Origin of the sequence: Winogradskyella helgolandensis (assembly GCF_013404085.1) — a bacterium.
Classification (GTDB): Bacteria; Bacteroidota; Bacteroidia; order Flavobacteriales; family Flavobacteriaceae; genus Winogradskyella; species Winogradskyella helgolandensis.
Genome location: NZ_JABFHO010000001.1, coordinates 2,146,516 through 2,170,210 on the forward strand (window position 1 = coordinate 2,146,516; position 23,695 = coordinate 2,170,210).

19 protein-coding genes are annotated in these 23,695 nt (G+C 34.1%); 3 read left to right on the forward strand and 16 right to left on the reverse strand.

The window, feature by feature from the left end; genetic code table 11:
• Positions 1 to 131 precede the first annotated feature (131 nt).
• Positions 132 to 1,208 (reverse strand): serine hydrolase domain-containing protein, encoded by a 1,077-nt coding sequence (locus tag HM992_RS08880; protein ID WP_179319401.1) that lies wholly within the window; start codon positions 1,206 to 1,208, stop codon positions 132 to 134.
• A gap of 109 nt (positions 1,209 to 1,317) precedes the next feature.
• On the opposite strand from HM992_RS08880, the gene rimO reads away from it, so the two are divergent.
• Positions 1,318 to 2,619: a 30S ribosomal protein S12 methylthiotransferase RimO gene (rimO, locus tag HM992_RS08885; protein ID WP_178984645.1), complete on the forward strand. Its 1,302-nt coding sequence runs from the start codon at positions 1,318 to 1,320 to the stop codon at positions 2,617 to 2,619.
• A gap of 149 nt (positions 2,620 to 2,768) precedes the next feature.
• Here rimO and HM992_RS08890 read toward each other — a convergent pair whose 3' ends face one another.
• The 4 genes from HM992_RS08890 to HM992_RS08905 form a co-directional block, all read right to left on the reverse strand.
• Positions 2,769 to 3,611: an aldo/keto reductase gene (locus HM992_RS08890; protein WP_179319402.1), complete on the reverse strand. Its 843-nt coding sequence runs from the start codon at positions 3,609 to 3,611 to the stop codon at positions 2,769 to 2,771.
• 103 nt (positions 3,612 to 3,714) lie between these two features.
• Positions 3,715 to 4,716 (reverse strand): alpha/beta fold hydrolase, encoded by a 1,002-nt coding sequence (locus HM992_RS08895; protein ID WP_179319403.1) that lies wholly within the window; start codon positions 4,714 to 4,716, stop codon positions 3,715 to 3,717.
• A gap of 35 nt (positions 4,717 to 4,751) precedes the next feature.
• Positions 4,752 to 7,043: a TonB-dependent receptor family protein gene (locus HM992_RS08900; protein WP_179319404.1), complete on the reverse strand. Its 2,292-nt coding sequence runs from the start codon at positions 7,041 to 7,043 to the stop codon at positions 4,752 to 4,754.
• Between the two features lie 41 nt (positions 7,044 to 7,084).
• Positions 7,085 to 8,380: a PQQ-dependent sugar dehydrogenase gene (locus HM992_RS08905; RefSeq protein ID WP_179319405.1), complete on the reverse strand. Its 1,296-nt coding sequence runs from the start codon at positions 8,378 to 8,380 to the stop codon at positions 7,085 to 7,087.
• Between the two features lie 289 nt (positions 8,381 to 8,669).
• On the opposite strand from HM992_RS08905, the gene HM992_RS08910 reads away from it, so the two are divergent.
• A complete protein-coding gene (locus tag HM992_RS08910) occupies positions 8,670 to 9,734 on the forward strand; it encodes a M23 family metallopeptidase (protein WP_229720467.1) in 1,065 nt (354 codons plus the stop codon).
• 3 nt (positions 9,735 to 9,737) lie between these two features.
• Here HM992_RS08910 and HM992_RS08915 read toward each other — a convergent pair whose 3' ends face one another.
• The 9 genes from HM992_RS08915 to HM992_RS08955 are packed head-to-tail and all read right to left on the reverse strand — an operon-like array spanning position 9,738 to position 17,460.
• Positions 9,738 to 10,280 (reverse strand): DUF4287 domain-containing protein, encoded by a 543-nt coding sequence (locus tag HM992_RS08915; RefSeq protein ID WP_179319407.1) that lies wholly within the window; start codon positions 10,278 to 10,280, stop codon positions 9,738 to 9,740.
• Between the two features lie 9 nt (positions 10,281 to 10,289).
• Positions 10,290 to 10,661: a VOC family protein gene (locus HM992_RS08920; RefSeq protein ID WP_179319408.1), complete on the reverse strand. Its 372-nt coding sequence runs from the start codon at positions 10,659 to 10,661 to the stop codon at positions 10,290 to 10,292.
• 51 nt (positions 10,662 to 10,712) lie between these two features.
• The gene (locus HM992_RS08925) at positions 10,713 to 11,726 is read right to left on the reverse strand and encodes an NAD(P)/FAD-dependent oxidoreductase (RefSeq protein ID WP_179319409.1); all 1,014 of its coding nucleotides are present in this window, start codon (positions 11,724 to 11,726) and stop codon (positions 10,713 to 10,715) included.
• A 6-nt stretch (positions 11,727 to 11,732) separates the two neighbouring features.
• Positions 11,733 to 12,398 (reverse strand): GTP cyclohydrolase I FolE, encoded by a 666-nt coding sequence (gene folE / locus HM992_RS08930; RefSeq protein WP_179319410.1) that lies wholly within the window; start codon positions 12,396 to 12,398, stop codon positions 11,733 to 11,735.
• A gap of 10 nt (positions 12,399 to 12,408) precedes the next feature.
• On the reverse strand, positions 12,409 to 12,759 hold the full coding sequence (locus tag HM992_RS08935) for a MerC domain-containing protein (protein WP_179319411.1): 351 nt from the start codon (positions 12,757 to 12,759) through the stop codon (positions 12,409 to 12,411).
• A gap of 44 nt (positions 12,760 to 12,803) precedes the next feature.
• Positions 12,804 to 14,030, reverse strand: coding sequence for a GTP-binding protein (locus tag HM992_RS08940; protein ID WP_195806609.1), 1,227 nt, complete (start codon positions 14,028 to 14,030; stop codon positions 12,804 to 12,806).
• Complete coding sequence (locus tag HM992_RS08945) at positions 14,023 to 15,342, reverse strand: hypothetical protein (RefSeq protein WP_179319412.1); 1,320 nt, start codon at positions 15,340 to 15,342, stop codon at positions 14,023 to 14,025. Before HM992_RS08945 ends, HM992_RS08940 begins: the two co-directional genes overlap by 8 nt.
• Positions 15,339 to 16,748: a DUF3526 domain-containing protein gene (locus HM992_RS08950; RefSeq protein ID WP_179319413.1), complete on the reverse strand. Its 1,410-nt coding sequence runs from the start codon at positions 16,746 to 16,748 to the stop codon at positions 15,339 to 15,341. Before HM992_RS08950 ends, HM992_RS08945 begins: the two co-directional genes overlap by 4 nt.
• A 10-nt stretch (positions 16,749 to 16,758) precedes the next feature.
• A complete protein-coding gene (locus tag HM992_RS08955) occupies positions 16,759 to 17,460 on the reverse strand; it encodes an ABC transporter ATP-binding protein (RefSeq protein ID WP_179319414.1) in 702 nt (233 codons plus the stop codon).
• A gap of 84 nt (positions 17,461 to 17,544) precedes the next feature.
• Between HM992_RS08955 and HM992_RS08960 the strand changes: the two genes are divergently transcribed.
• The gene (locus tag HM992_RS08960) at positions 17,545 to 17,925 is read left to right on the forward strand and encodes a Fur family transcriptional regulator (RefSeq protein WP_179319415.1); all 381 of its coding nucleotides are present in this window, start codon (positions 17,545 to 17,547) and stop codon (positions 17,923 to 17,925) included.
• Between the two features lie 296 nt (positions 17,926 to 18,221).
• Here the strand turns inward: HM992_RS08960 and HM992_RS08965 are convergent, their stop codons facing one another.
• On the reverse strand, positions 18,222 to 21,044 hold the full coding sequence (locus HM992_RS08965; protein WP_179319416.1) for a M16 family metallopeptidase: 2,823 nt from the start codon (positions 21,042 to 21,044) through the stop codon (positions 18,222 to 18,224).
• Positions 21,045 to 21,120: 76 nt separating this feature from the next.
• Entirely contained in the window at positions 21,121 to 23,604 is a 2,484-nt protein-coding gene (locus HM992_RS08970) for a M14 family metallopeptidase (RefSeq protein ID WP_179319417.1), read from the reverse strand.
• Positions 23,605 to 23,695 lie beyond the last annotated feature (91 nt).

The following is a 23,695-nucleotide window of genomic DNA, read 5'->3' on the forward strand; positions in this document are numbered from 1 at the left end:
TATTATTTAATTAAATCTAATGTCGTCAGTTATGAACTGTTTGTTTTTAGATGTAATTCTTCAATAAAACTTGCGATACCGTTTAAATGAGTTTCAATATCAAAAAATAGAGGTTATTAAATTTAGATTACTTAATCAATTAAAGCAGTAATTTTTCCCCATAACTCATTATCAAAATTAGAGAGGGCAAAATTTTCATCGTCAGCAGCTTCACCCATTCTAATGACCACTAATTTTTCACTAGGCACCACATAAATCTTCTGGTCGTTTTTGCCTAAAGCGGCATACATATCGCTTGGTGCGTTTGGAATAATTTCGCCTGTAAATTCAAATTGCGTTTGAGGTAAATGATATGTTGATTTTCCGTTTACCCACCATAAATAACCATAAGCTTCATTTGTAGGTTGTGAGGTATTTACAGCTTCGCTTAAATAGTTTTTAGGTATAATTTGTTCTGATTCCCATTTACCATCAGCATAAGTTAACAAGCCAAAACGTGCCATACTTCTAGTGGTACTCCAATACACACTCAAATCACCTAAAGGAATCCAAGAACCTGTCATGCCAATTCGATTTTTTAATTTTGAATCAAAATAGTTTGACCATGAAACATTACTCGCTTCTGCGACTACATCTTGAAGTTTTACAAACACATTATGATAAGCCCAACGGGTTCCTGCATCATCAATATATTGCAAATTATTAGGAGACACATCGTCTCCTAATGTGTCATCTAGACCAGAATTCATTGACAATAAATTTTTACTAGTAATAAGGTTTTCTTTTTCTAAGGGAGCGCTCGTCCAACCTGTACCCAAATAATCAGAAACTTTATTTTCAATATTTAATAATCCTTCTTCTTGTGCAATACCCGTAATGGCTGTAGTTAATGTTTTTCCCGCACTTGCCCAATACCATGGAGTTGCGCTTGTATGACCATTAAAATAATGTTCTTCTATAATTTTTCCGTTATAAAGTATCATAAAACTTTTAGTGTTTTTCTCTTCGAGAAAATCTAATAAAGGTTGTAGGGCATTAGCATTCCAGTTTAATTCAGAAATAGATGTTGTTTCCCAAGTATCTGAATTGATGGGAGGAAAATAAATGTTTTCAGGTTCTGGTTCATTCGGAGTTGAATCATCTTCAGAAGAACATGAAATGTTAAATAACAACCCTAATATTAAAATGTAGTAATATCTTGATTTCATGATTTCGTTTTTAATTTGGACTATAAAAATAGGAAAAAGTTTAATCTCATCACTCAGAAATCAATTATCGTAAATCATTCCGTATCTTTGCAAACTGATTTATAAAAGCATGAGAACAAAAACCATTAAGAAGAACAAGATCAATGTTATAACATTAGGTTGTAGTAAAAATGTTTACGACAGCGAAGTGTTGATGGGACAACTAAAAGCAAGTGGCAAAGAAGTTGTACATGAGGAAGAAGGTAATGTTGTTGTAATAAATACATGTGGATTTATCAATAATGCTAAGGAGGAAAGTGTGAACACCATTTTGGAGTACATGCAGAAAAAGGAAGATGGCGAAGTCGATAAGGTTTTTGTTACAGGTTGTTTAAGCGAACGCTATAAGCCAGACTTAGAGAAAGAAATACCTAATGTAGATCAGTACTTTGGTACTACAGAATTACCAGGTTTATTAAAAGCCTTAGGTGCTGATTATAAACATGAATTAATTGGAGAACGTTTAACGACGACACCAAAGAATTACGCTTACTTAAAAATTGCAGAGGGTTGTGATAGACCTTGTAGTTTTTGTGCGATTCCCCTAATGAGAGGAAAGCATAAAAGTACTCCTATTGAAAACTTAGTGATTGAAGCAGAAAAGTTAGCAGCAAATGGTGTTAAAGAACTGATTCTTATTGCTCAAGATTTAACATACTACGGATTAGATATTTATAAGAAAAGAAATCTTGCAGAGTTGCTTGAGAACTTAGTTAAAGTTGAAGGTATCGAGTGGATTCGTTTACATTATGCTTTCCCAACAGGTTTCCCTATGGATGTTTTAGACATTATGAAGCGTGAACCTAAAATTTGTAACTATTTAGATATTCCGTTACAACATATTTCTGATGACTTATTAAAATCGATGCGTCGTGGAACGACAAAAGCAAAGACGACTAAATTGATTCACGACTTCAGAGCTATTGTTCCTGAAATGACCATTAGAACAACACTTATTGTTGGTTATCCTGGAGAAACAGAAGCACATTTTCAAGAACTTAAACAATGGGTTTCAGAAATGCGTTTTGAACGTTTAGGCTGTTTTACCTATTCTCATGAAGAAAATACACATGCCTATAATTTAGAAGATGATGTTCCTGAAGAAGTAAAAATGGAACGTGTTAACCAAATTATGGAAATTCAATCTCAGATTTCGTGGGAATTGAATCAGGCTAAAATCGGTCAAGAATTCAAAGTGGTTATTGACCGTAAAGAAGGGAACTATTTTGTTGGTCGTACGGAATTTGATTCTCCAGATGTTGATAACGAAGTTTTAATTGATGCGAGTAAAACCTATTTAAAAACAGGCGAATTTGCGACGATTAAAGTAACAGAAGCAGAGGATTTTGATCTTTATGGTGAAGTGATTTAATCATAACTACTTTTATGCACTACTATAATAGTGTTCTAAGTTTTTTATGATGGTACAAGTTCTCGTGATTTAGCTTGTACTATCATTTGTAAAATGCAAGCGCTGTTTCTAACAGCGTTTTCGCTTTTAAAAAGGCTTGTAATTAGAATTTAGATTCTGTCTGGCCAAAAATGTGGATGTTCTCCGCTAAATCCAAATTCAGGTAGCCCATTTATGGTATCCATCTCTTTATTAGATAATTCAAAGTCATTTAAATTTATATTCTCTTCAATACGTTTTTTGGTGGTTGATTTCGGAATTACAACCACATCGTGCTGAATGATCCATCGAAGGCAAACTTTTGCAACCGTAGTATTGTGTGCTTTTGCAATGTCTTCTAAGACTTCATTTTCAAAAACCTTTCCTCTTGCTAAAGGGGACCACGATTCAACAACAATATGTTGTTTTTTGCAATAATTAACTAAATCTTCTTGCCAGTAACCTGGATGAAACTCTATTTGATTAACGGCTGGTTTTACCTTAGCAGTTTTAAACAAAGCTTCAAGGTGTTCTTCAAAAAAATTGCTGACACCAATAGATTTTATTTTTCCTTCAGCTTGAAGTTCTTCCATAGCTCTCCAAGCCTCGGCATTAGCTTTTTCCCAATTCTCATAATTCTTAGCATTTGCTGGCCAATGAATAAGATACAAGTCTATATAATCTAAGCCCAGTTTCTTCAAAGATTTTTCAAATTCTTCTTTAGCCATGTCATAACCTAAATTTTCGCGCCATAACTTAGTCGTCACTAAAATTTCCTCTCTTGGAACTCCACTAGCTTTAATGCCTTTTCCCACAGCTTCTTCGTTATTATAAGCGGCAGCGGTGTCTAATAGTCTATACCCATTTAATAGCGCATGCTTAACAGATGCAATGCCTTCTTGTTCCGTAGCTTTATAAGTTCCAAAACCGATAATCGGAATGGTATGACCATCATTTAGAATTAGATTTTTCATAATTTATATCATTAAATTTTAGACATTCACTTTAAGGGTAAGATTAGGATAATAGCTATTCTTCTACTCAAACGCTATTTATTCACCTAATTTAAAAAAAATGCTATTGTTTTAGAAAAACAATTAACGGTTTTATGAAACTGTCAAACTTTTCGATGTGAGGCAAATGTCCAACGTTTTCTATTTCAACTAATTTGGCATTAGGGATTTTCTTTTGAGTGGCTTTGCCTAACTGATCATACAATCCCATGGTCTCTTTTACGTCTTCAGAAACAAGTCCTTTGCCCAAGGCTGTTCGATCTCTGGTTCCAATAATTAAAAGTGTTGGCGCGGTAATATTTTTAAATTCGTAAACCACAGGTTGTGTAAAAATCATGTCATAGGTTAATGCCGCATTCCAAGCTATGGTTTTATAATCTGAATTTAACGTCCAGCCAGCTAGTAGGTTGACCCACTGATCATATTCAGGTTTCCATTGGTTGTCGTAATAATTTTCTAGTTGGTATTTTTTAATGCCTTCAGAAGACTTTTTGAGTTCGTTTTTATACCACCATTCTACAGGTTGATAAGGTACTTTTAATTTCCAATCTTCTAATCCAATGGGATTTTCTAAAACAAATTTTTCAACAGTTTCTGGATACATTAAAGCAAAGCGCGTGGCGAGCATACCTCCCATAGAATGTCCTAAAATAGCAGTTTTTTCAATATTTAAAGTATCCAGTAAAGTTTTGGTGTTTTGTGCCAATTGCTGAAACGTATAATGAAAATGATCGGGTTTAGAGGATTTTCCAAATCCAATTTGATCGGGTACAATGACACGGAACCCTTCTTTAGTCAGCGCTTGAATTGTCGTTTTCCAATAGGCACCATTAAAATTCTTGCCGTGAAATAACACGATGTTTTTACCATTATAATTATCAGGCTTTTCATCCATATAAGCCATTTTTAATTCTTGCTCTTGTATGGTCAACTCTAACTTAGAAACAGCAAATGGATATTTGTAATTTGCCAATTCAATATCTAACCATTGTAAACTGTCTGTTTGTGACTTTGCAATTTGAAAGACGAATAAAAGTGTTAGTCCTATTAATAAATTCTTTTTCATAATTTTATTTTTATTGTGGTTCCCATGCTTTAAGATCAAATAGCGTATGCAATCTTAATGCCACTAAACCAATTTCTAGGCATTCCGGGATAATAATAACGTGGTTCTGAATTGCCAAAGCCTACGGCATTAATTAATACCGATGATGCATACTGTTCATCTGTAAAATTATTAACGCCAATATTAATTTCAATATCAAAATGCGTCGTAATAGAATTCTTGTAGGATAACTTGGTGTTGAAAACGGTATAATCTTCTGAAAATAAAGTATTAGCATCGTCTAAAGGCATCTCTCCAATATGAAGAAAATTTGTGTTTAAGTTGAAATTTTTAAAGCCTAACTGAATGCCTCCATTCATTTTAACATCAGGAACACCTGTTAATTGATGTCCTGAGTAATCGTTTTGGTCATCAACAAAATCTATAAAACGATGGTCTGTAATTTCGGCATTAATGTAAGGTGAAAGTAAAAATCCATTTGTAAATTTCTGTGCATATGAAGCAGATAATTCAATACCTTTATGTTCTGTTTTACCAGCATTACGACCAATAAATTGATCATCTCCAACGCGGTCTGCTACCAATAAATTATCAATATCTAATAAGTATGCAGTAAGCTGAAATCGCAGTTTTCTTTTAAATAAAAATAGTTCACTACCAACTTCATAATTAAAACCTGTTTCAGGCCCTAGGTCTGGATTAATAACCCCTTCAGGCGTCAATGTTTCTTCAATAGAAGGATAGTTAAAGCCTCTACTGATGTTTGCAAAAGCGTTTATGTTTGATGTAAATTGGTATAAGACGTTCAAATTAGGTGCAATTATGGGATCAAAATCACGATCCGCATTTTTGTTGTTTTCCCCCATATTGAAGTCATCTTTAAATTCGTAATTAGTGGTGTTGACATTAATACCTAATTGGGCTTTTAATTTTTTTGTAAAAGGTAATGTTACGGTAGCAAAGGCATTAAGGTTATTTCTGGTTTCTATATTATCACTAAGTAGTTCACCCTCTAAACTGCCATTGTTGGCATTATTCTCGTAGAGATTTTCAATGGTTTTCCAATTATAGTCGTCTTTATAAAGTTCTCCACCAAAACTAAGTTGAGCGTTTTGATTTAAGAATTTAAAATCTTTGGCAAAGAGTGTTCTTATACCATAACCATTGGTGTATTCGTCTAGAATATTAAAAGGTCGCGGTTCATAATGATCGAGATAGTTGTAAAAAATTGACGTTGTATTACTAAAATGATCCGAAAAGCGATGGGTATAATTAAGTCCTATTAAGACCTGTTTATTATCTTCAAAACCTTGGGCAGCATTCCATGTAAAAGCAGCTTGAGAAGGATATTCATTAAATGCAGTTTCACCTATGGAACTCGGTATTTGTGCAAAATAATCAGTGAAGTTGATTAAAACTCCAATGTCATTCTTAGCATTAAATTTGTAATTTGAAGTCAGTAAAACGGCTTTTCGATTATAATTACTGTTGTCACGAAATCCGTCTAATTTTAAATGGTCATAATTCAAGTTTATGGCTAATTTTTCATTTGCAGTAGCAACAGATACATTGTTTTTAATCAGTCCAAAACTCCCAATAGTAAGATTGCTCTTTATAAAGGTTTCTCCTTCTGAAGCTTGTGTTGAATTAAGTAATAAAGTACCTCCCAAATTGGTGCCATATTGAGTGGCTTTTGGCCCTTTTACAATTTCTAAACTGCCAATATCTTCAGGATCAAAAGCATCAATGGCTGTTTCACCAATACCATTTGTAATGGGTATGCCGTTGAAATACGCGCGTATTTTATTTGTACCATAAAGTGTTCGAGAGCCCACACCTCTAATCACAATTCTGTTGGTGTTTAGGGCACCACTCTGAATATAAACTCCAGGTGTTTCGTTTAGAGCTGAAACCAAATCTACGGGACTATACTCGACAAATTTTTGTGACGAAATTTTCGCTGTTGGAATTATAACTTGACTTTCCTTTTGATACGTTGAAGAGATGGTTACTTCTTCAAGATGTAAGGTGTCTTCTAAAATAGAAAGTTGAAAAACACTGTTGTTTTGAGTTAAGGTTACGGTCTTAATGTAATAATTAGGATGTTTTAATTCAACAGTTAATGGCAGCAGATAGGCTTTAGGTAAGGTAAAAACACCTTCTGCATTTGATTTAGCAATGCTTTTATTATTTAAGAGTACGGCAACATCAGATATGGGGCTGTTTGAATAATCATTCACATGACCACTAATGTTTTGCGTGTATAGTGGATTAATAAAGGCGGTTAAAACAATAACCGCCAATAGTTTTAAAGGTGTAAATTTCATGTAGTAGGTTGTAATGGTTGGTTTCTTTTAGATACGCTATATTAATTATTGTAACTCACTTTCCAAATGGTATTCCCAGAATCATCATTAACTAATAGGTCTCCAGATGGTGTCACTGCAACACAAACTGGTCTTCCATAAACATCAGTATCATTATCATCGGCTATAAAACCCGTTAAAAAATCTTCGGGTTCTCCAGCAGGATTTCCATTTTCAAAAGGGATGAAAACCACACGATATCCTGAAAGCACGGAACGGTTCCAAGAACCATGTTGCCCAACAAATATCCCGTTTTTATATTTAGCAGGAAAATTTCCATCCTCATAAAACGTGAGTCCTAAAGATGCCGTGTGAGGTCCTACCGAAACATCAGGAATTATGGTTTTAGCAACTAGATCTGGTGCTTCACCTTCCAATCTTGGATCTTCAATAGAACCAAAATACGCATAAGGCCAACCGTAAAATCCACCTTTCTTAACACTAGTTACATAATCGGGCACAAGGTTGTCACCAAGCTCATCACGCTCATTTACTGCGGTCCATAGTTCTCCGTTAACAGGATTCCAATCCATACCAACTGGATTTCTAAGTCCGCTCGCGTAAATTTTTTCATTCGCTCCGTTTAAATCCACTTCTAATATATTAGCACGACGAATTTCTTCATCCATGCCGTATTCTCCAACATTACTAGCAGAACCTACTGAAATATAAATTTTATCTTGTGTTTTATTGGTAATGATATTTCGAGTCCAGTGATGGTTATAGCCACCAGCAGGAAGATCCACTATCTTTTTGCCTTTTGTTGGATCTAAAGCTGTTAGACCTGATTTATAAGGATATTTATAAAGACCGTCTGTATTGGCTACATAGAAATAATCGTCAATAATTAGCATTCCTAAAGGTTGTTTTAAATCGTCTAGAAAGGTTTCTCTAAGTTCAATGGTGCCATCATTATTTTTATCTCGTAGAACGGTAATAAGACCTGCACTATCTTTTGTGTTAGCTTCACAAACGAAAATATCTCCGTTTGGGGCAATGTAGGTCCAACGTGGATTTTGGAAGCCATCCGCAAATTTCGTGACGGTAAAACCATCTGGTGCCATAGGCATTTTTCCTTCTGGCCAGTCAACTAAACTATTTTCTTTTCTTACAGATTCTGTGGCATAAGGTTTGGGTAAAATAACTTCTCCTATAGCCGTTTGAACGGTATCTGCAGGTTTTTGGGATATCATTTCTTTCTCATCGTTGGAAACTGTCATTTCTTTTTTTCTTTCCGATTTACAGGATAACATAGTAACGATTAGGGTTATAATCAGGAAGTGTTTTTGTAGTTTCATAATTGGTGTTTTTCTGTTGTTTCAAAAATAAAGCACGCGCTAGTTTTGATTGACTCATTTGAATCGCTTATGGACTCAAATGAATTCTTAAAACACACTAAATGGTAATATAAATATTTGACAATGAGAATTTAACATGTTTTTTGGTTTATAGGTCAATTGATTGAATGATATCGTATTTTTTTAAACTTTTTATAACATTTTATGGTATGATTAATGTTTATTACTAAGTATGAAATTGAAACCTATTACCCTTTTGTTTTTTTTAATTGTAGCATCGTGCAAACAAATGCAAAATGTTTCGGATGTTATAACAAAGCCTTCTGCAAGAGCTGTTTTGGAACGTGATTTTAAATCTAACGACAGTTTATTTCGACGTTACGAATTGGAATATCAAAATGCGAAAGCGAATCAGCTCCAATTAGATTTACCTTCAGTTGTATATTCTAAATCAGATAGTTTAGATTTCAAGATTCTGGCTTATACTGTAGATTTGCAGCGTGGAGAACGTTTTAAAATAGCGTCTAATATCCCAAGTGATAGTTTACAATTGGCTATTGATTTATTTTCCATTACAAATGATTCAATAATTGAAACAAAACCGATAGAATCTAATACGCCAGAATTAAATCGTTTAGAATTTGAAGTCACCAAAACAGGTCCATATAAAATCGTTATACTTCCAAATCGAAGGCATAGCACCGATTTTGGTCTTAATCTATTTACGGAACCTATGTTAGCATTTCCAGTTAGTGGAAAAGATAATAAAGCCATTCAAAGTTTTTGGGGTGCCACACGAGGTGGAGGTAGTCGTTTACATCAAGGTATTGATATTTTTGCTAAACGCGGCACACCAGTTGTTGCGGCAACAAATGGTTTTATTTCTAACACTGGCAATCGTGGTTTGGGTGGAAAACAAGTATGGTTGCGTGATGGAATTTTTGGTCAGTCGTTGTATTATGCACATTTAGATAGTATTGCGGTTTCTGGAGGTAAACGTGTTAAGGTAGGTGATACTTTAGGGTTTGTTGGTAACACAGGAAATGCTAAAACTACAAGTCCGCATTTACATTTCGGAATCTATACGAGTGGAGGAGCAGTTGACCCTTTGCCATTTGTAAAATTGAATAATCCTATTGATTTTGAAAATGTGTTACTATCCAAAACAGGAGAAACACGTTTACTAAAAAACGAACTTAGAATAGGTGCTAGCGTCAAACACACAAAACTTCAAGATTTGAAACCTAAATCCCAAGTTGAAATATTAGGCAAAACGAACCGTTGGTTTCATCTTCAGGTGAATGATAGCTTACAAGGTTTTATGCATGAATCTCTGGTGAAAGAAGTTGAATGATTGTTATACTGCTAGCTCAAATGCGGCTTTCATCCAACATATCAATTCGTCATCAACCTCCTCAATTGAAGTAATTTGAACACGATGAGTACACATCGTCCCAAACGGGCCAGAATTACCGAGTCGTTCTGTTGTAGGCTCATTGGGTAACTTAAGTCCTAAATCAATTCGGGTTTTTGTGGCTGGTTTTATCAGTACAAATTGTCGTTTTCTAATAAGGCTTACACTTGTTTTTTTCGGTGTGATATTAACATCGTCCCCAAAGGTTTTTAGTACAGAAATAAGTTTTTCATATATTGGAACTAGTGCTTCCTTTCCTTTATATTGATTAAACACTAAATCGTCTGCAGAATTATGTTCTTCCTTGGAAAGTGTGACAATAGTATTGGCAAAACCATGAGTAATACCATGTTCACTTTTAAGGTAATTGACACCTTCAGAATGTTTAGTAAATGCTTTGTCTTTTAAGATGAATTTCCATTGTTCTAATGACTTACCAGTTTTTTCCGGCATATTGTTAATCATGGTTTGTAACGCTTTTTCCATAATAATTGTTTAAATATGTTGATCTACTAAAATAGCATTTCCATCGGGATCTAAAACTACAAAACTAGCAGGACCAGAAGTTGTATCATCAGCTTCGTTCTCTAATTTAATATTCTTGCTTTTTAAATGCTTTTGAATGTCTCGTACATCATCAAAAGTTTTAAGTGTTTTTGTCTCTTGATCCCAGCCAGGATTAAAAGTGAGCATATTATTTTCAAACATCCCTTGAAACAAACCCACAAGTGTAGATTCATTTTTCATAATAAGATAATTCTGTTCTAGATCTCCTCCAAAAACAGTAAATCCTAAGGTTTCATAAAAAGCTTTTGACGCTTTTATATCTTTAACGGCCAAACTAATTGAGAAGGCGCCTAGTTTCATAGTAGTTATCTTTAAATGTTGATTAAAGATAACTAAAGTTTTATTATTAACTTAAAATTCAACTTCAATCATTTCTTTGTTAACCATGGCGCCAGCAACAGTTCCTGCAGCAACGGCGTGAGAAACGGCACGGAAAGGGCTTGCATTGTCGCCACAAGCAAATACATTTTCTGCCGTCGTTTTTTGAAACATATCTACTTTTATATGCCCTTGTTCTGTGAATTCACAGCCTAATTGTTCTGGGATGTCAGTATGTTGTTTAAACGCTGGTCTCGCGTAAATGGCTTTAAGTTGAAAGGTGGATTGGTCGGTGAAAACGATGTCGTTAAGATGACCATCTTTGTGATTTAAAGCACTAATTTCTTTTTCAATAATTTGAATATTATGCGTCTTAATTTTCTCGGTTTGTTGTTGGGTTAAAGTTGATTTTCCATTAGTAAATATGGTAAGCTTTTTGGTCCAATTGATAATGAGTTGCGCATAATGAAATGCAATATCACCATTAGCTAGAATGCCTGTTTGCTCTTGCTTAACTTCATAACCATGACAATATGGACAATGTATAACTGAAATGCCCCAACATTCAGAAAATCCTTTTATGTTTGGCATTATATCCTTTACACCAGTAGCAAAAATGAGTTTTTTTGCTCTAAATTTAGTATTGTTCTGCGTTGTGATTTTAAATCCTTCAGGTGTTTTTAGAGCACTTGTAACAAATCCATTATGGAATTTAACTGTAGCGTATTGCTCTACTTGTAATTTGGCACTTGTGGCAATTTCGTTTGGTGTTTTACCGTCTTGTGTTATAAAATTATGGGAATGCGGTGTCTGACTATTGCAGGGTTTGCCACTATCTATTATTAATACTTCTCTTAAAGCTCTACCTAAAGTCATTCCTGCTGAAAGCCCTGAATAGCTTCCTCCAATTATAATTATTTCAAATGTGTTTTTAGCTGTCATAGGGTCTAATTTTGAAAATTTAAGTAAAGGAAAAGGCAATGCTAATGCCGTCAATGTAAAACTGCTTTGTTTTATAAATGTTCGCCGTGTTAAGTTGCTTTTCATTTTTATTTATTGAGCGATTAGGCTTAAAAATTCATTTCGAATTTCGGGTTCTGAAAAGCGGCCACCATACTCATAAGTTGTCGTGAAACTACTTTGGTCTTTTATGCCTCTTGAAGATACACAAAGGTGTTTGGCTGTTACAGAAACAATAACATCTTTAGTGTTTAATGCTTCTTGTAAATCATTTAATACTTGAAGCACTAAACGTTCCTGTACCTGTGGTCTACGTGCATAATAATCTACTAAACGATTAATTTTAGATAAGCCAATAACTTTATCTTTAGGGATGTAAGCTACATTGGCATGTCCTACAATGGGTAGAAAATGATGTTCGCAAGCAGAATCGATGGTGATATTCTGCTCCACCAACATTTTTTTATAACCATACTTATTGTCAAAAGTGGAAAGTTTTGGTTTATTCTCAGGATTTAAGCCGTAGAAGAGTTCTTTTACATACATTTTTGCTACGCGATATGGTGTGCCCGATAAGCTATCATCTGTTAAATCTAATCCCATTTCTTGCATTATCATTTTGAAATGATGTTGAATGTTTATTATTTTTTCCTCATCAGATTTTTCAAAAGCATCTGCGCGTAATGGTGTTTTTATACTTGAAGAAAAATGATGGTCGCCTTCTATTTCAATTTGATTTTTAGTTAAATGCTTTTCCATAATTTCTTTATTATTTATTGCAATACTGCATATTATATAAATGCCCAAGAATAATTAAACCTGAAAAAAGAAACATCGTGTATTCAAAAACTTCGGCTTGGTTTTCTAATAGCATGGAAATAAAAAAGCCTATAAAAGCTAGCCATAAAAAGATGCTAATAGGTTTTAAAAAACGGCCGTTAGTGGCTTTATATATGGAAACAAAAGCAATGGCAATAAATAAGTAAGCTATAATAGGATTGCTTATAAATCCCTTACCTAAGCTGAGTAATGCAGGCACAGCCAAACAATGTATAATGCATAAAATAGCACTAATTGCTCCTAATTTATCTGCCCAATATATTTTTTTTGTTTGAATCATTTTGTTTGTAATTTTTTTTCTAAGTGTTTTAATTTTAAGTATCCTTAAATTCCTAAAGGATAGGCTCTTTCTACAGGCCAATTATCTTGAAATCCTTTTTCCCAATCTATAGACTCAAGTTCTGCTGCTGTAAGTAAGCAACTTTCTAATTGTTTTCTAATTAATGATTCGTCTAAATCTTGACCAATAAAGACAATCTCATTTTTGCGGTCGCCAAATACGCTGTGCCAATCGGCTTCAATAATTTGTTGGTTTTCAAGAAATGCAATTTGGTCTATCCGCTCTTGAAATGTCATGCTGCTCCACCAAACGCCTGCACTGTCTGCTCTTAGCGATCCACCAGCTTGTCCCCAAACCAATGCTTGGTCTGGTCTAGAGGCTATCCAAAATAACCCTTTACTTCGTAATATGTTTTGAGGAAATTGGTGTTGCGCATACTTCCAAAAACGCTCTGGATGAAATGGTCTTTTAGTTCTAAAAACAAAAGAGCCAATACCGTATTCTTCCGTTTCTGGTGTGTGTTCATCTTTCTTTAATTCTTCAATCCAACCAGCACTTTCTTCGGCTTCTTCAAAATTGAAGAGTTTGGTATTTAAAATTTCACTTGGGTTCACTTTACTGAAAGAAGATTCTATAATTTTAGCAGTAGGATTTAACTTCTGAATCGTAGCTTTTAAAATGCCTAAATGTTCTTTTGAAACTAAATCGGTCTTGTTAAGTATAATGACATTACAAAACTCAATTTGATCGGTCAATAAATTTACAATGGTTCTAAAATCATTATCTATATTTGTAAGTTCGCGATCTACTAAACGTTCTGGACTTCCGAAATCCTTAAAGAAATTAAAGGCGTCTACTACAGTAACCATCGTATCTACATAGCTAAATCTAGATAAGTCTATATTGTTTTCTTCATCAATAAACGAGAAGGTTTGCGCCACAGGTACGGGTTCGCTAATACCTGTACTTTCAATGAGCAAATAATCGAAACGGTTTTCTTTGGCAAGCCGTTCTACCTCAATCATTAAATCTTCTCTAAGTGTGCAACAGATACAACCATTACTCATTTCTACGAGCGTTTCTTCGGTTCTAGATAAGGTGTTTTCGCTTTTTACCAAATTGGCGTCAACATTAACTTCGCTCATATCATTGACAATAACGGCAACTTTTAGGCCTTCTTTATTGTGTAAAATATGATTTAATAAGGTGGTTTTGCCAGCTCCTAAAAAGCCACTCAATACCGTTACAGGTAGCTTCTCTATATTATTCATTATTTGAAAGTGTTGCGTTGTATTCCAAGTATTTTTCTTTATCGACTTCAATAGCATTCCAGACATCAAAAACCAAGATTTTATTACGCTTATCTACGCTTTTTTGAATGGTATTACGATAGGTTTCGTAATCGTTATAATGTGTGTTGGTGAGTTGATTTAGTTTATTTTGAAAATAGGTAATAGGGTTAAACCAGTAGGTTTTTGAAATTAAATCATTTTTTGAATTATTTTCTTCTTCGATACTTTTAATTGCTTTTTTCATTTCAACATTAATCAATGCATCCGTAGAATAGCCTCTTACTCTGCTAACAACAACAGTATCTTTTGCAACTTTTGTCGCTTTTAAATTGGGATATAATTCAAAAAGTTGTGTGTCAATTACTTCGCTCGATTGCGCATTTATCTCACTTTTTGTATCTCTACTCACATCAATAAGGTCCACCATTAAATTGGTTGGTTTTTCAATTGTTATCCATTGTTGTATGGTTGCTGGAATAATAAAAGCAAAGAGCAACCAAACGCCAATCATTTGTAAGGTATTTGAGATGGTATTTTTTCCGTATTTCAGAATTAAAAAGTAAATAATTACCCAAAATAAAAGATATAAAGTCACCCATAGAAAGATGTTGCTAAATATGCTGTCTGGGTCAAAAACATTGGTAAGCATTGCGCCGTAAAGCATTAAACCAAACAAAACCAATACAAGAAGCAAGGTGTAAAACAAAATTCTTGAAAGTAGCCACCAATTTTTTGAGCCTGTTTGTACAAACACTAGTGGTAAAAAACCATGCTCTGCTTCTTGACCTTTTATATTATAAAGTAAGACGAGCAACAAAAGCGGTAAAAGGAATAAGATGACAAATGAAAAATCTAAAGTGCCAGACTGAATACGTTCTGGATTCGAAATTTCATTTGTCATATCTGTATCATATGGACTACTAGAAGTACCGATGGCTTTATAAAAGCCATACTGTTCGGTTTGTCCGATATTATAAACGATTGCTGCCGATGGTTTTTTAAAGTGATAGGTTGGTGAATTCCAAATAGCCCAAAATGGCGTAGTGACATCTATCCATGGTCGGTTTTCTGGTCCTTTTTGATTATTTTCAAAATATGATAGCGTGGTTGTTTTTTGAATTTCCGCTTCTTTATTTATTCTTTCAATTTCTGCATTTTGCTTTTTATACAAATCGGCACCATTGTGCAAACCATAAATACTTGCTATTATAAAAAGTAATACGGCTACAATTTTAAAAGGGCTACCGACAAAATGTTTCCATTCGTATAAAAATATGGTTAAACTTCTCATACAATTTTTATTTTTTTAGTTCCGAAAACAATAAGTGCTATGACTAAAATTGTCCATAAAATCATTAAAATTACATCCAACATATAATTGGATAGCACTGCCGAAATTTGAGTTGGTTTATAATCAAAATCAGGCACCGATTTAAAAAAGGCATTGTCTATTTTCCAGCCCCAATCACCAGTTTTTGAACCACCAAAAGTTTGCTTGTCGTTCAGCATTTTTATAAAAACTCTACGGTAATTTTCTACTTGTAATAAAAATTCTTGATGGTGTAAATTGTCGCTAGCCATAAATCCCATACTTGTGTTTTGTAGTGAAATAAAAGGATTAACAATACCACCTAATTGAAAACTTTGTTTCTGTTTTTTTAGCACCGAGCGGTTGTTGCCAAAATGCTTGTCCCATACGCTGTTACCATAATCTTCATCGGCTTGCATTCGCATACCATCAAAATTTAATGGCAGTTGAGAGACACTATCTACACCGTATTCTTTAAGTACTTTTCCTTTTAAAGCTAAACTTCTTTTATCGGTAGGATTGTGGCCATCTAGACCTTTTGAGCGGTCTTCTTTCATAGCCATTTGAAATTCATTTCGACTAGGAAGTTCATGCCATTTTTCCACCGAACTCATTAAAATATTAGGCAAAAATATAGTCCAGATAATCCAAATGCCCAACATAGAGGTTAAAGCAAGTGTAGCATTTTGCCATCGTGCAGAAAAGAACACCGTGAGACCACTAATAATAAAATAGTATAGGCAATAGGATAGAAAGAATAAACTGGTTCTTGCTAAAATATCAGTAGTTAAACTTTGGGAATTTAATATGCCATAAACCAAAAGCATAAAAATTAGTAGAAACACACCATAAAGCCATACAGAAAATGTTTTGGCCAAAATAATTTGTAAAGGTTTGGAGCCTTGTAGCACGAGTAGTTTTAGTCGTCCACTTTGTTTTTCATTACTGACTGAATTAAAGGCTAAAAAAACTAATAGTAAAGGAACGATATATTGCAGTAAGAGCGCGGGTTTTAATTTTCCGAATCGAGACACGGCCTGCATTTGCGAAGCTTCAGAATGTGTGATTTCATTTTGAACATGTCCCTCAACTCGAAGTACATTTCCAGTAACACTATTTACGCCTTCATCGAGATTGCTTAATAAATTAGAAGGTTTAAATATAAAGGTACCGTAATGTGCGGCACTATGAGGGTTCATTTCATCAATGCTTACCCATTGTTGACGTACATGGTCAGTAGCATTTTGATGCGTCTGTTCTTGTTTCTGAATTTGGTAATTCCCAAGAAAAACAGAGAGTAACATAATAGAAATAAAGGCAATGCTTATCCCTAAAAATATACGACTGCGAACTAAGAATCGCAATTCGTTTTTTATAATTTGAAACATACTATTGGAATTAGTTTTTCATAAATTGTAAGTATAAGGTCTCTAGTTCGTTAGCGCTTACGTCTTTACTGTTGAGCTCTTTTACTAGAATTCCTTTTTTTAAGATACCAATGCGATTACAAACTTCGCGTACCCGAAAAATATCGTGAGAAGCCATAATAATAGTCGCACCTTCTGATGCGAGTTTCTGCAGTAACAAAGAAAGTTCGTTACTCGCCAAGGGGTCTAATCCACTTGCAGGTTCATCTAGTAAATACACTTTTGCTTTTTTTGCGTAGGCAATGGCAATTCCTACTTTTTGTCGCATACCTTTAGAGTAACCACTCACTTTTTTTAGATGTGCATCACTTGCCAATCCGCAAGAAGTTAAATAATCTTCGAGTTCGCTTTTAGAATATTTTAATCCTGCGAGTTTACAGAAGTAATTTAAATTTTCTAAACCTGATAAATAGGGATAGAGATTAACATTTTCAGGAATATAACCAATAAGTTTTCTGGTTTCTTGTGCATTTTGACTAGTGTCTATAGCGTTGATGCTTACTTGGCCTGAATCTGGTTTTAAAAAACCCAACAGCATATTAATTGTGGTAGATTTCCCTGCTCCATTAGCGCCTAAAAGCCCTAAAATTTCCCCTTTCTTAACTTCTAAATTTAAGTTCTGAACAGCAAAATCACCTTTAAATGATTTACTCACATCTTGTATCTGTATCATAAAATTATAATTGTTAATGCAACTCAGTCGCGAAAGTAGAAAAATCTATTTGTAAATGCAACTTCATTGCATTAATTTTGTTTTATGGGAATCATTAGAAAAACAAAATCAGTAACTACGGTATTACAGATTTTTGAAGAAAATAAAGATGCGAAATCGGTAGTGCATCTCATAGAACTTGTAAAAGATCAAATGAATAAAACGACTGTATATCGTATTTTAGATAGGCTTGAGCAAGATGGTGTTATTCATTCTTTTAATGGGAAAGATGGTTTAAAATGGTATGCGAAATGTCAAGGTTGTTCTGCTAATCATCATTCAGATAAGCATCCTCATTTTCAATGCACCGAATGTGATAAGGTAGAGTGTTTATCTGTTGAGATTAAAATCCCATCTATAAAAAATCATATAGTAGATTCTACAGACATTCTATTAACAGGCCAATGTGAGATTTGTAGCGCGTAATTAGTAATTTATCTAATTACTTTATAAACTTATAAATTGTGGGATTGTAATTAGAGGTATTAATGAGTTAAGCAAGTCTGTGTTACATCATCACACTATAATGTCACCTTATTTTTAAGCATGCCATATTTGATGGAACAGGGCAGTGTGTTCACGTTTATTCAAGACATTTTAATGTAAGTCTAATTGACTTTTTAGTTGTTGCTCATATCTAAAGTGATGCTCTGTATCCACAGTTGATGATAAACACCAACTGCGGCAGAACGATTTGGATTTGAGATGCTGTAAATAACTTACTAATTCAATAGCACAGCATCTCCAAATCCTAATCCGTTTAATTTACTGAATTGTGTTTCGGCATCACCAACAATCACATAAATCATCTGCTTCGGTTTTATATATTTTTCTGCAAGTGCTTTAATGTCGTCTACGCTTAAATCTTTTACAATGGATTGGCGTTGTTTGGCATAATCGTCTGCATAACTATAGTTACTAATATTACTCAGCATGTTTAATTTAGAACCTAAAGTTTCAAACGCACGAGCGCTGCTTTTTAAGGTGAACCCTTTTGTAATATCTAAATCGGCTTCAGTATAATTGGTGCCGTAATCTTCTAAAATCTCTTTAATCAATGCAGCAGATTCATAAGTAACGTTAGTACGAATAGAACTGTTGATTGAGAATTCTCCTGTATTGGCGTCACCATCAAATCTAGAACGAATTCCATAGGTATAGCCTTTGGCTTCACGTAATTCTTGTGTTAATTGCGAAGCAAAACTACCACCTCCTAATCTGTAATTCATGACAGTAGCGGCATAGTAATCGTTATCAGTAGCTTTTAATGATGGATAACCAAAGGCGATAACCGATTGTTTAGCTCCTGGTACATCATAAAAATAGATTTTGGATGTTTCTAGAGTAATCGCTTTTGGTAATTCTGGAATCTCAACATCTTTAGATTCCCACGTCGTATTTATAGTTTCTAAAGCGCTTATAACTTCGTTTTCTGAAATTGAACCTACAACGTGTACATTCGTCAGTTTAGGAGTTAATTTAGTCGAATAGAAATCTTCTAAATCTGAAATCATAATTGCATTTACCGAGGCTTCAGTACCATTATTGTTATAGGCTAAAATATTGTTTTCGCCATATAATTGTTTTGCAAATTCATTAGCAGCAATACTATTCGGATTTGCTTTTTGGCGTTGAATGCTGCTTATCGTACTTTGTTTTAATAAGTTAAATTCGTCTTCATCCCAACGTGGTTCTAAAAGAATTTCAGTGACTAAAGCCATAGTCGCATCAAAATGTTTTGCTAAGGTTGTTCCAGAAATAGTGACACTATTATCAGTGGCATAGCTGTAAATTTGAGCACCTAAACTTTCAATAGCGTTTTCTAAGGCTTCAGGTGTTTTGTTTTTTGTGCCTTTGGTCATTAAATTTGCCATAAGATTAGACACTCCAACTTTAGCTGTGTCTTCCAATAGTAAACCTCCTTTTATTTCTAATTCAAACTCTACTAATGGCACTTCTGTATTTTCAATACCAAAAACTTTGATTCCAGAATCTAAGTTGCGTTTCCACACTGTAGGAATTACTAAATCTGGACTTTTACCATATGCTGGTTCTACAGATCTATCAAAACTGCTTGGTGTTTTTTCGTAGTCTGCGGCTAGGCTAGCATCAAAAGCGTCTTCTGCGCCTTCAATTATTTCTTCTTCAACGATAGTTGCTAATTGCGAATTATCTAAAATCAAGTTCATTTGTCCTTTTGGAACAAAACTAGTGGCAATAAAATTCTGATCTTTAATGTAAGTATTATAAACGCGCATCACATCTTCTGGCGTGACTGCTAAAATATTCTTTACATCTTGATTTATAAATCCAGGATCACCTGCAAAAATTTCATATTGTGCCAACTGAAAGCCTTTGCCTAAAACGCTTGATAATCCTCTGTAAAATTCCGTTTCTTGTCCGGCTTTAATTCTGTTTAAATCGGATTCAGAAATGCCATTCATTTCAAAATCTTTAAGGCCTTCATTTATCCCATTAGCCACGGTGTTTAGATTGGTTTGATCGAATGCGGTAATATTAAGCATTAATTGTCCGGCAATTTCAGAAGAATATTGATACATGCCAACATTACTAGTTAACTGCTGATTTTCGACTAATACTTTATATAATGGTGCTTTTTTGCCTTCGGTTAAATATTGCGATAATACAGTCAAAGCATATGTATCTGGATGATATTCATATACCGTTGGCCAAGCCATTGTTAATCTAGGAGCACGTGCAAAATTATCTTCGTAAAACAAGCGTTTAGATGATTTTAAAGTCACTGGTTGCTTTTCAATTTTAGGAATCGCTTCCCCTTTTGGAATTTCATCAAAATATTTTTTTACCCATGCTTTAGTTTGCGCGACATCAATATCTCCAGCAATAGTTAAGGTAACGTTATTTGGAACATACCAACGTTTGTAAAACTCTTTAACATCGTCTAAAGTCGCATTTTGTAAATCCTCTAAAGATCCAATAACTTCCCAGCTGTAGGGATGTCCTTCAGGATATAAATTGCTATTAATAACACCTGCATTAAAACCATAAGGTTGGTTGTCTACACGCTGACGTTTTTCGTTTTTAACAACTTGTTTTTCTTTTGCCAAAACAGGTTCAGTAACTGTATTTATAAAATAACCGAGTTTATCCGCTTCTGCCCAAATCATTTTTTCTAAAGCATCTTTTGGCACGGTTTGAAAATAATTGGTACGATCGCGACTTGTAGATCCATTGGCACCAGAACCTCCAATACGAGCACTCATTTGGTCTAAACCACCTTTACCCAAATTTTCGGATTCTAAAAATAAAAGATGCTCAAATAAATGTGCGAATCCTGTTCTACCTGCTTTTTCACGAGCAGATCCAACATGTGCGGTTAAAGCTACAGCAGCAACAGGATCAGATTTATCTACGTGAAGAATAACTTGTAATCCGTTATCTAAAGTGAATTTTTCGAATTCTACTTTAAATTCTTGTTTAGTTTCTTTGACTTCATTTTGTTTACAAGACCATATTGTGAATAGCACTAATAAAGCTAAAAGTGTTGATTTGATGTATTTCATAATTATTTAATTGAGTGATGAGGGTTTAATGAGTTTTAGCGTGACAAAGTTTGAAACTTAATTTTTAAATATGTAATTATAATTCATAAGCATTGTTATTCACCATAAAAATAGAGTTTACGAAAAACAGTTTTCCATTTTCCCAAAAACTTCTAAAAAGTGTATTGTCTACGATGTAAATAAAACTACCACTTCCCATGCGTTCTTCTCCAAAAACTAAAGTTTTACCTAATGAGTTTAAAGCATTTTGGCCTGCAAAACCAGAATACACTTTGGTGTCGTTAAGATAAGCTACATTGTAACCACTATCTAATAAACTATATGCTGAACTCCCTAATTTTAAAGTGAAATAATTATCGTCATAACCAAAAGCCATAGGATGTGTATTATCTACTTTGGCATTAAAAATAGCTCCAGTAATTAAATTATTACTGTATTCGCGTTCGCGATCGGCATAAGGAGTGAGGTTATCTTTTTGGTCATCATCATCTTCAGAATCTTTATAGCTTAAACTAAAGCCATCTTTCCCTGCAAAACTTCTTAATGCTCCATCTATAGCAATGACTTTTCCTCCTGCACGTACCCATTCTTTAAGTTTGGTCATGTTGTCTTCCGATAGTACTTTTCTATAATTACCATTTGGTAAAATTAAAACGTTGTACTTATTCAGGTTAGTGTTACCAAAATCATTTGTATTTATAGAGGTTAATGGGTAATGTAATTGTTGCTCAAAGAAATGCCAAACTTCACCATAACTTAAAGATCGTGTACCTTCTCCAGAAAGTATTGCAACCTTTTGCTTGTTTACTAATTTAATGTCTGGTGACCCAATATCTGGTGTTTTCTGTGAAAATCCAGAGTTGATTTCCGTTAAAGGTTGTGCATGTTCTTGTGCAATAGTGTTTAGTTTTGAAACCATTTTTTCAATATGTTTATTGTCCCCTTTAGTAATGATTAGAGAACCGCGTTCAAATGTTTTATCATTTGCAGAAAAAGGCTTTTCTGTAAACCGAACCTTAAAATTTTGTTTTAATAATTCTGATAAAAACTGTGCGTCTTTCATAGAATTCCATTTGCTAACATAACCGTAAGCATCGTTTAAAACTTGAAGCGATTTTTTACTCGCCATTCTATTACTGCTCACCTTAGTCGTGCTAGCAAGTGCATCTAATCCATAAGCATAAGGCAGAGACCAAGCTGTAATATCATATGTTAATGAGTCTGAGAGTTTAGTGTTTGGTTCAAATAAAACCTTAACCATTTTTCCTTTAGGTTGGTTAGAATGCACTACTAAAGCATTGCCGTCTACATTAAAACTACCTTGATTTCCTGTAGCATAATTGTAACCAGAAACTTTAGATTTTGTTGCGTTTTCAAATGCAATTTGATGTTTGTTTAATAGCGTTTTTAAGCTATTAAGTTTGTCTTCATTACCTTTTAAAACGTAGCTTTTATATTTGAGATTTGAATTATTAAAGAATTTAGCAAACTCAGTATTTAATTTTTTTGCATTTTTTGAAGCCATTTCAACGGTTGAAATTCCTGTTGTAGTATGGTGTGTTAAACGCTCAACTAAAGTTAAGACGTGGCCTTCGTCGTTTAAAATCCCTAAACCTGCCATGCCATGACCACCTTGCTCGTAGGTCATTCCCATCGCACCCATAAATGTGGGATAAGTATCACCATAACTCGGATACAATAAATCGAAACGCTCTCTAGTAAAAAACAACCAACCTTCAGCATCAAAATACTTAGCATGATTTTTACCGATTTCAGTTTGAAAATCGCGCTGCCAATCGGTTATAATTTCATGAAATGGCTCTGCAGCCGGAGCAAAATAATAAGGTTCATTAATTCCTTGTTCATGAAAATCTACATGTACATGAGGCATCCATTTGTTATACACTTCTAAACGTTGTTGTGTTTCTACTTGCGAAGCCCAAACCCAGTCTCGGTTTAAATCAAAAAGATAATGATTTGGTCGTCCTCCAGGCCAAGGTTCATTGTGTTCACTAGCTTGTCGGTCTATATCATAAGGTAAACTCGCAGTTTCATTATACCAATTTATATAACGGTCTCTTCCATCTGGGTTAACGCTTGGGTCAATAATAACAACTGTGTTTTTAAGTAAATCTTGTTTTTCAGTGAGCAATTTAAATAAGGTAAGCATCGACGCTTCAGAACTCGATGCTTCATTGCCATGAACATTATAACTTAACCAAACAATGGCAACGTCGTTTCCTGAAGATTCACCTTCTAATAAGCCTGTGTTTTTTAAATTATTTTCACGAATAGTTTCCAGATTCTTAATGTTGTCTTCGCTAGAAATAAACGTTAAATAGAGACCTCTGCGTTCGTTTGTTTTTCCATATTCCACTAGTTTTACTTGGTTTGGAACTTGGTTTTGTACAGCTTTAAAATACGCGATAACTTGATGATTTCGACTAAATTGTGTGCCAATATCATAACCTAAAAAGTCACTTGGTGATGAAATGGTTTGGGCCGTTGTTAAGGTACAGCTGCTAAAAACGACTAATAAAACGAAGACTAATTTTTGCATTTAATTTAAAATTAAGGTTGTAAGCTAGTAAAGATAGTTAGTGAAACTGAATTAACTAAAAATTAGTAATTAAAATATTGAAGAGCCTTAT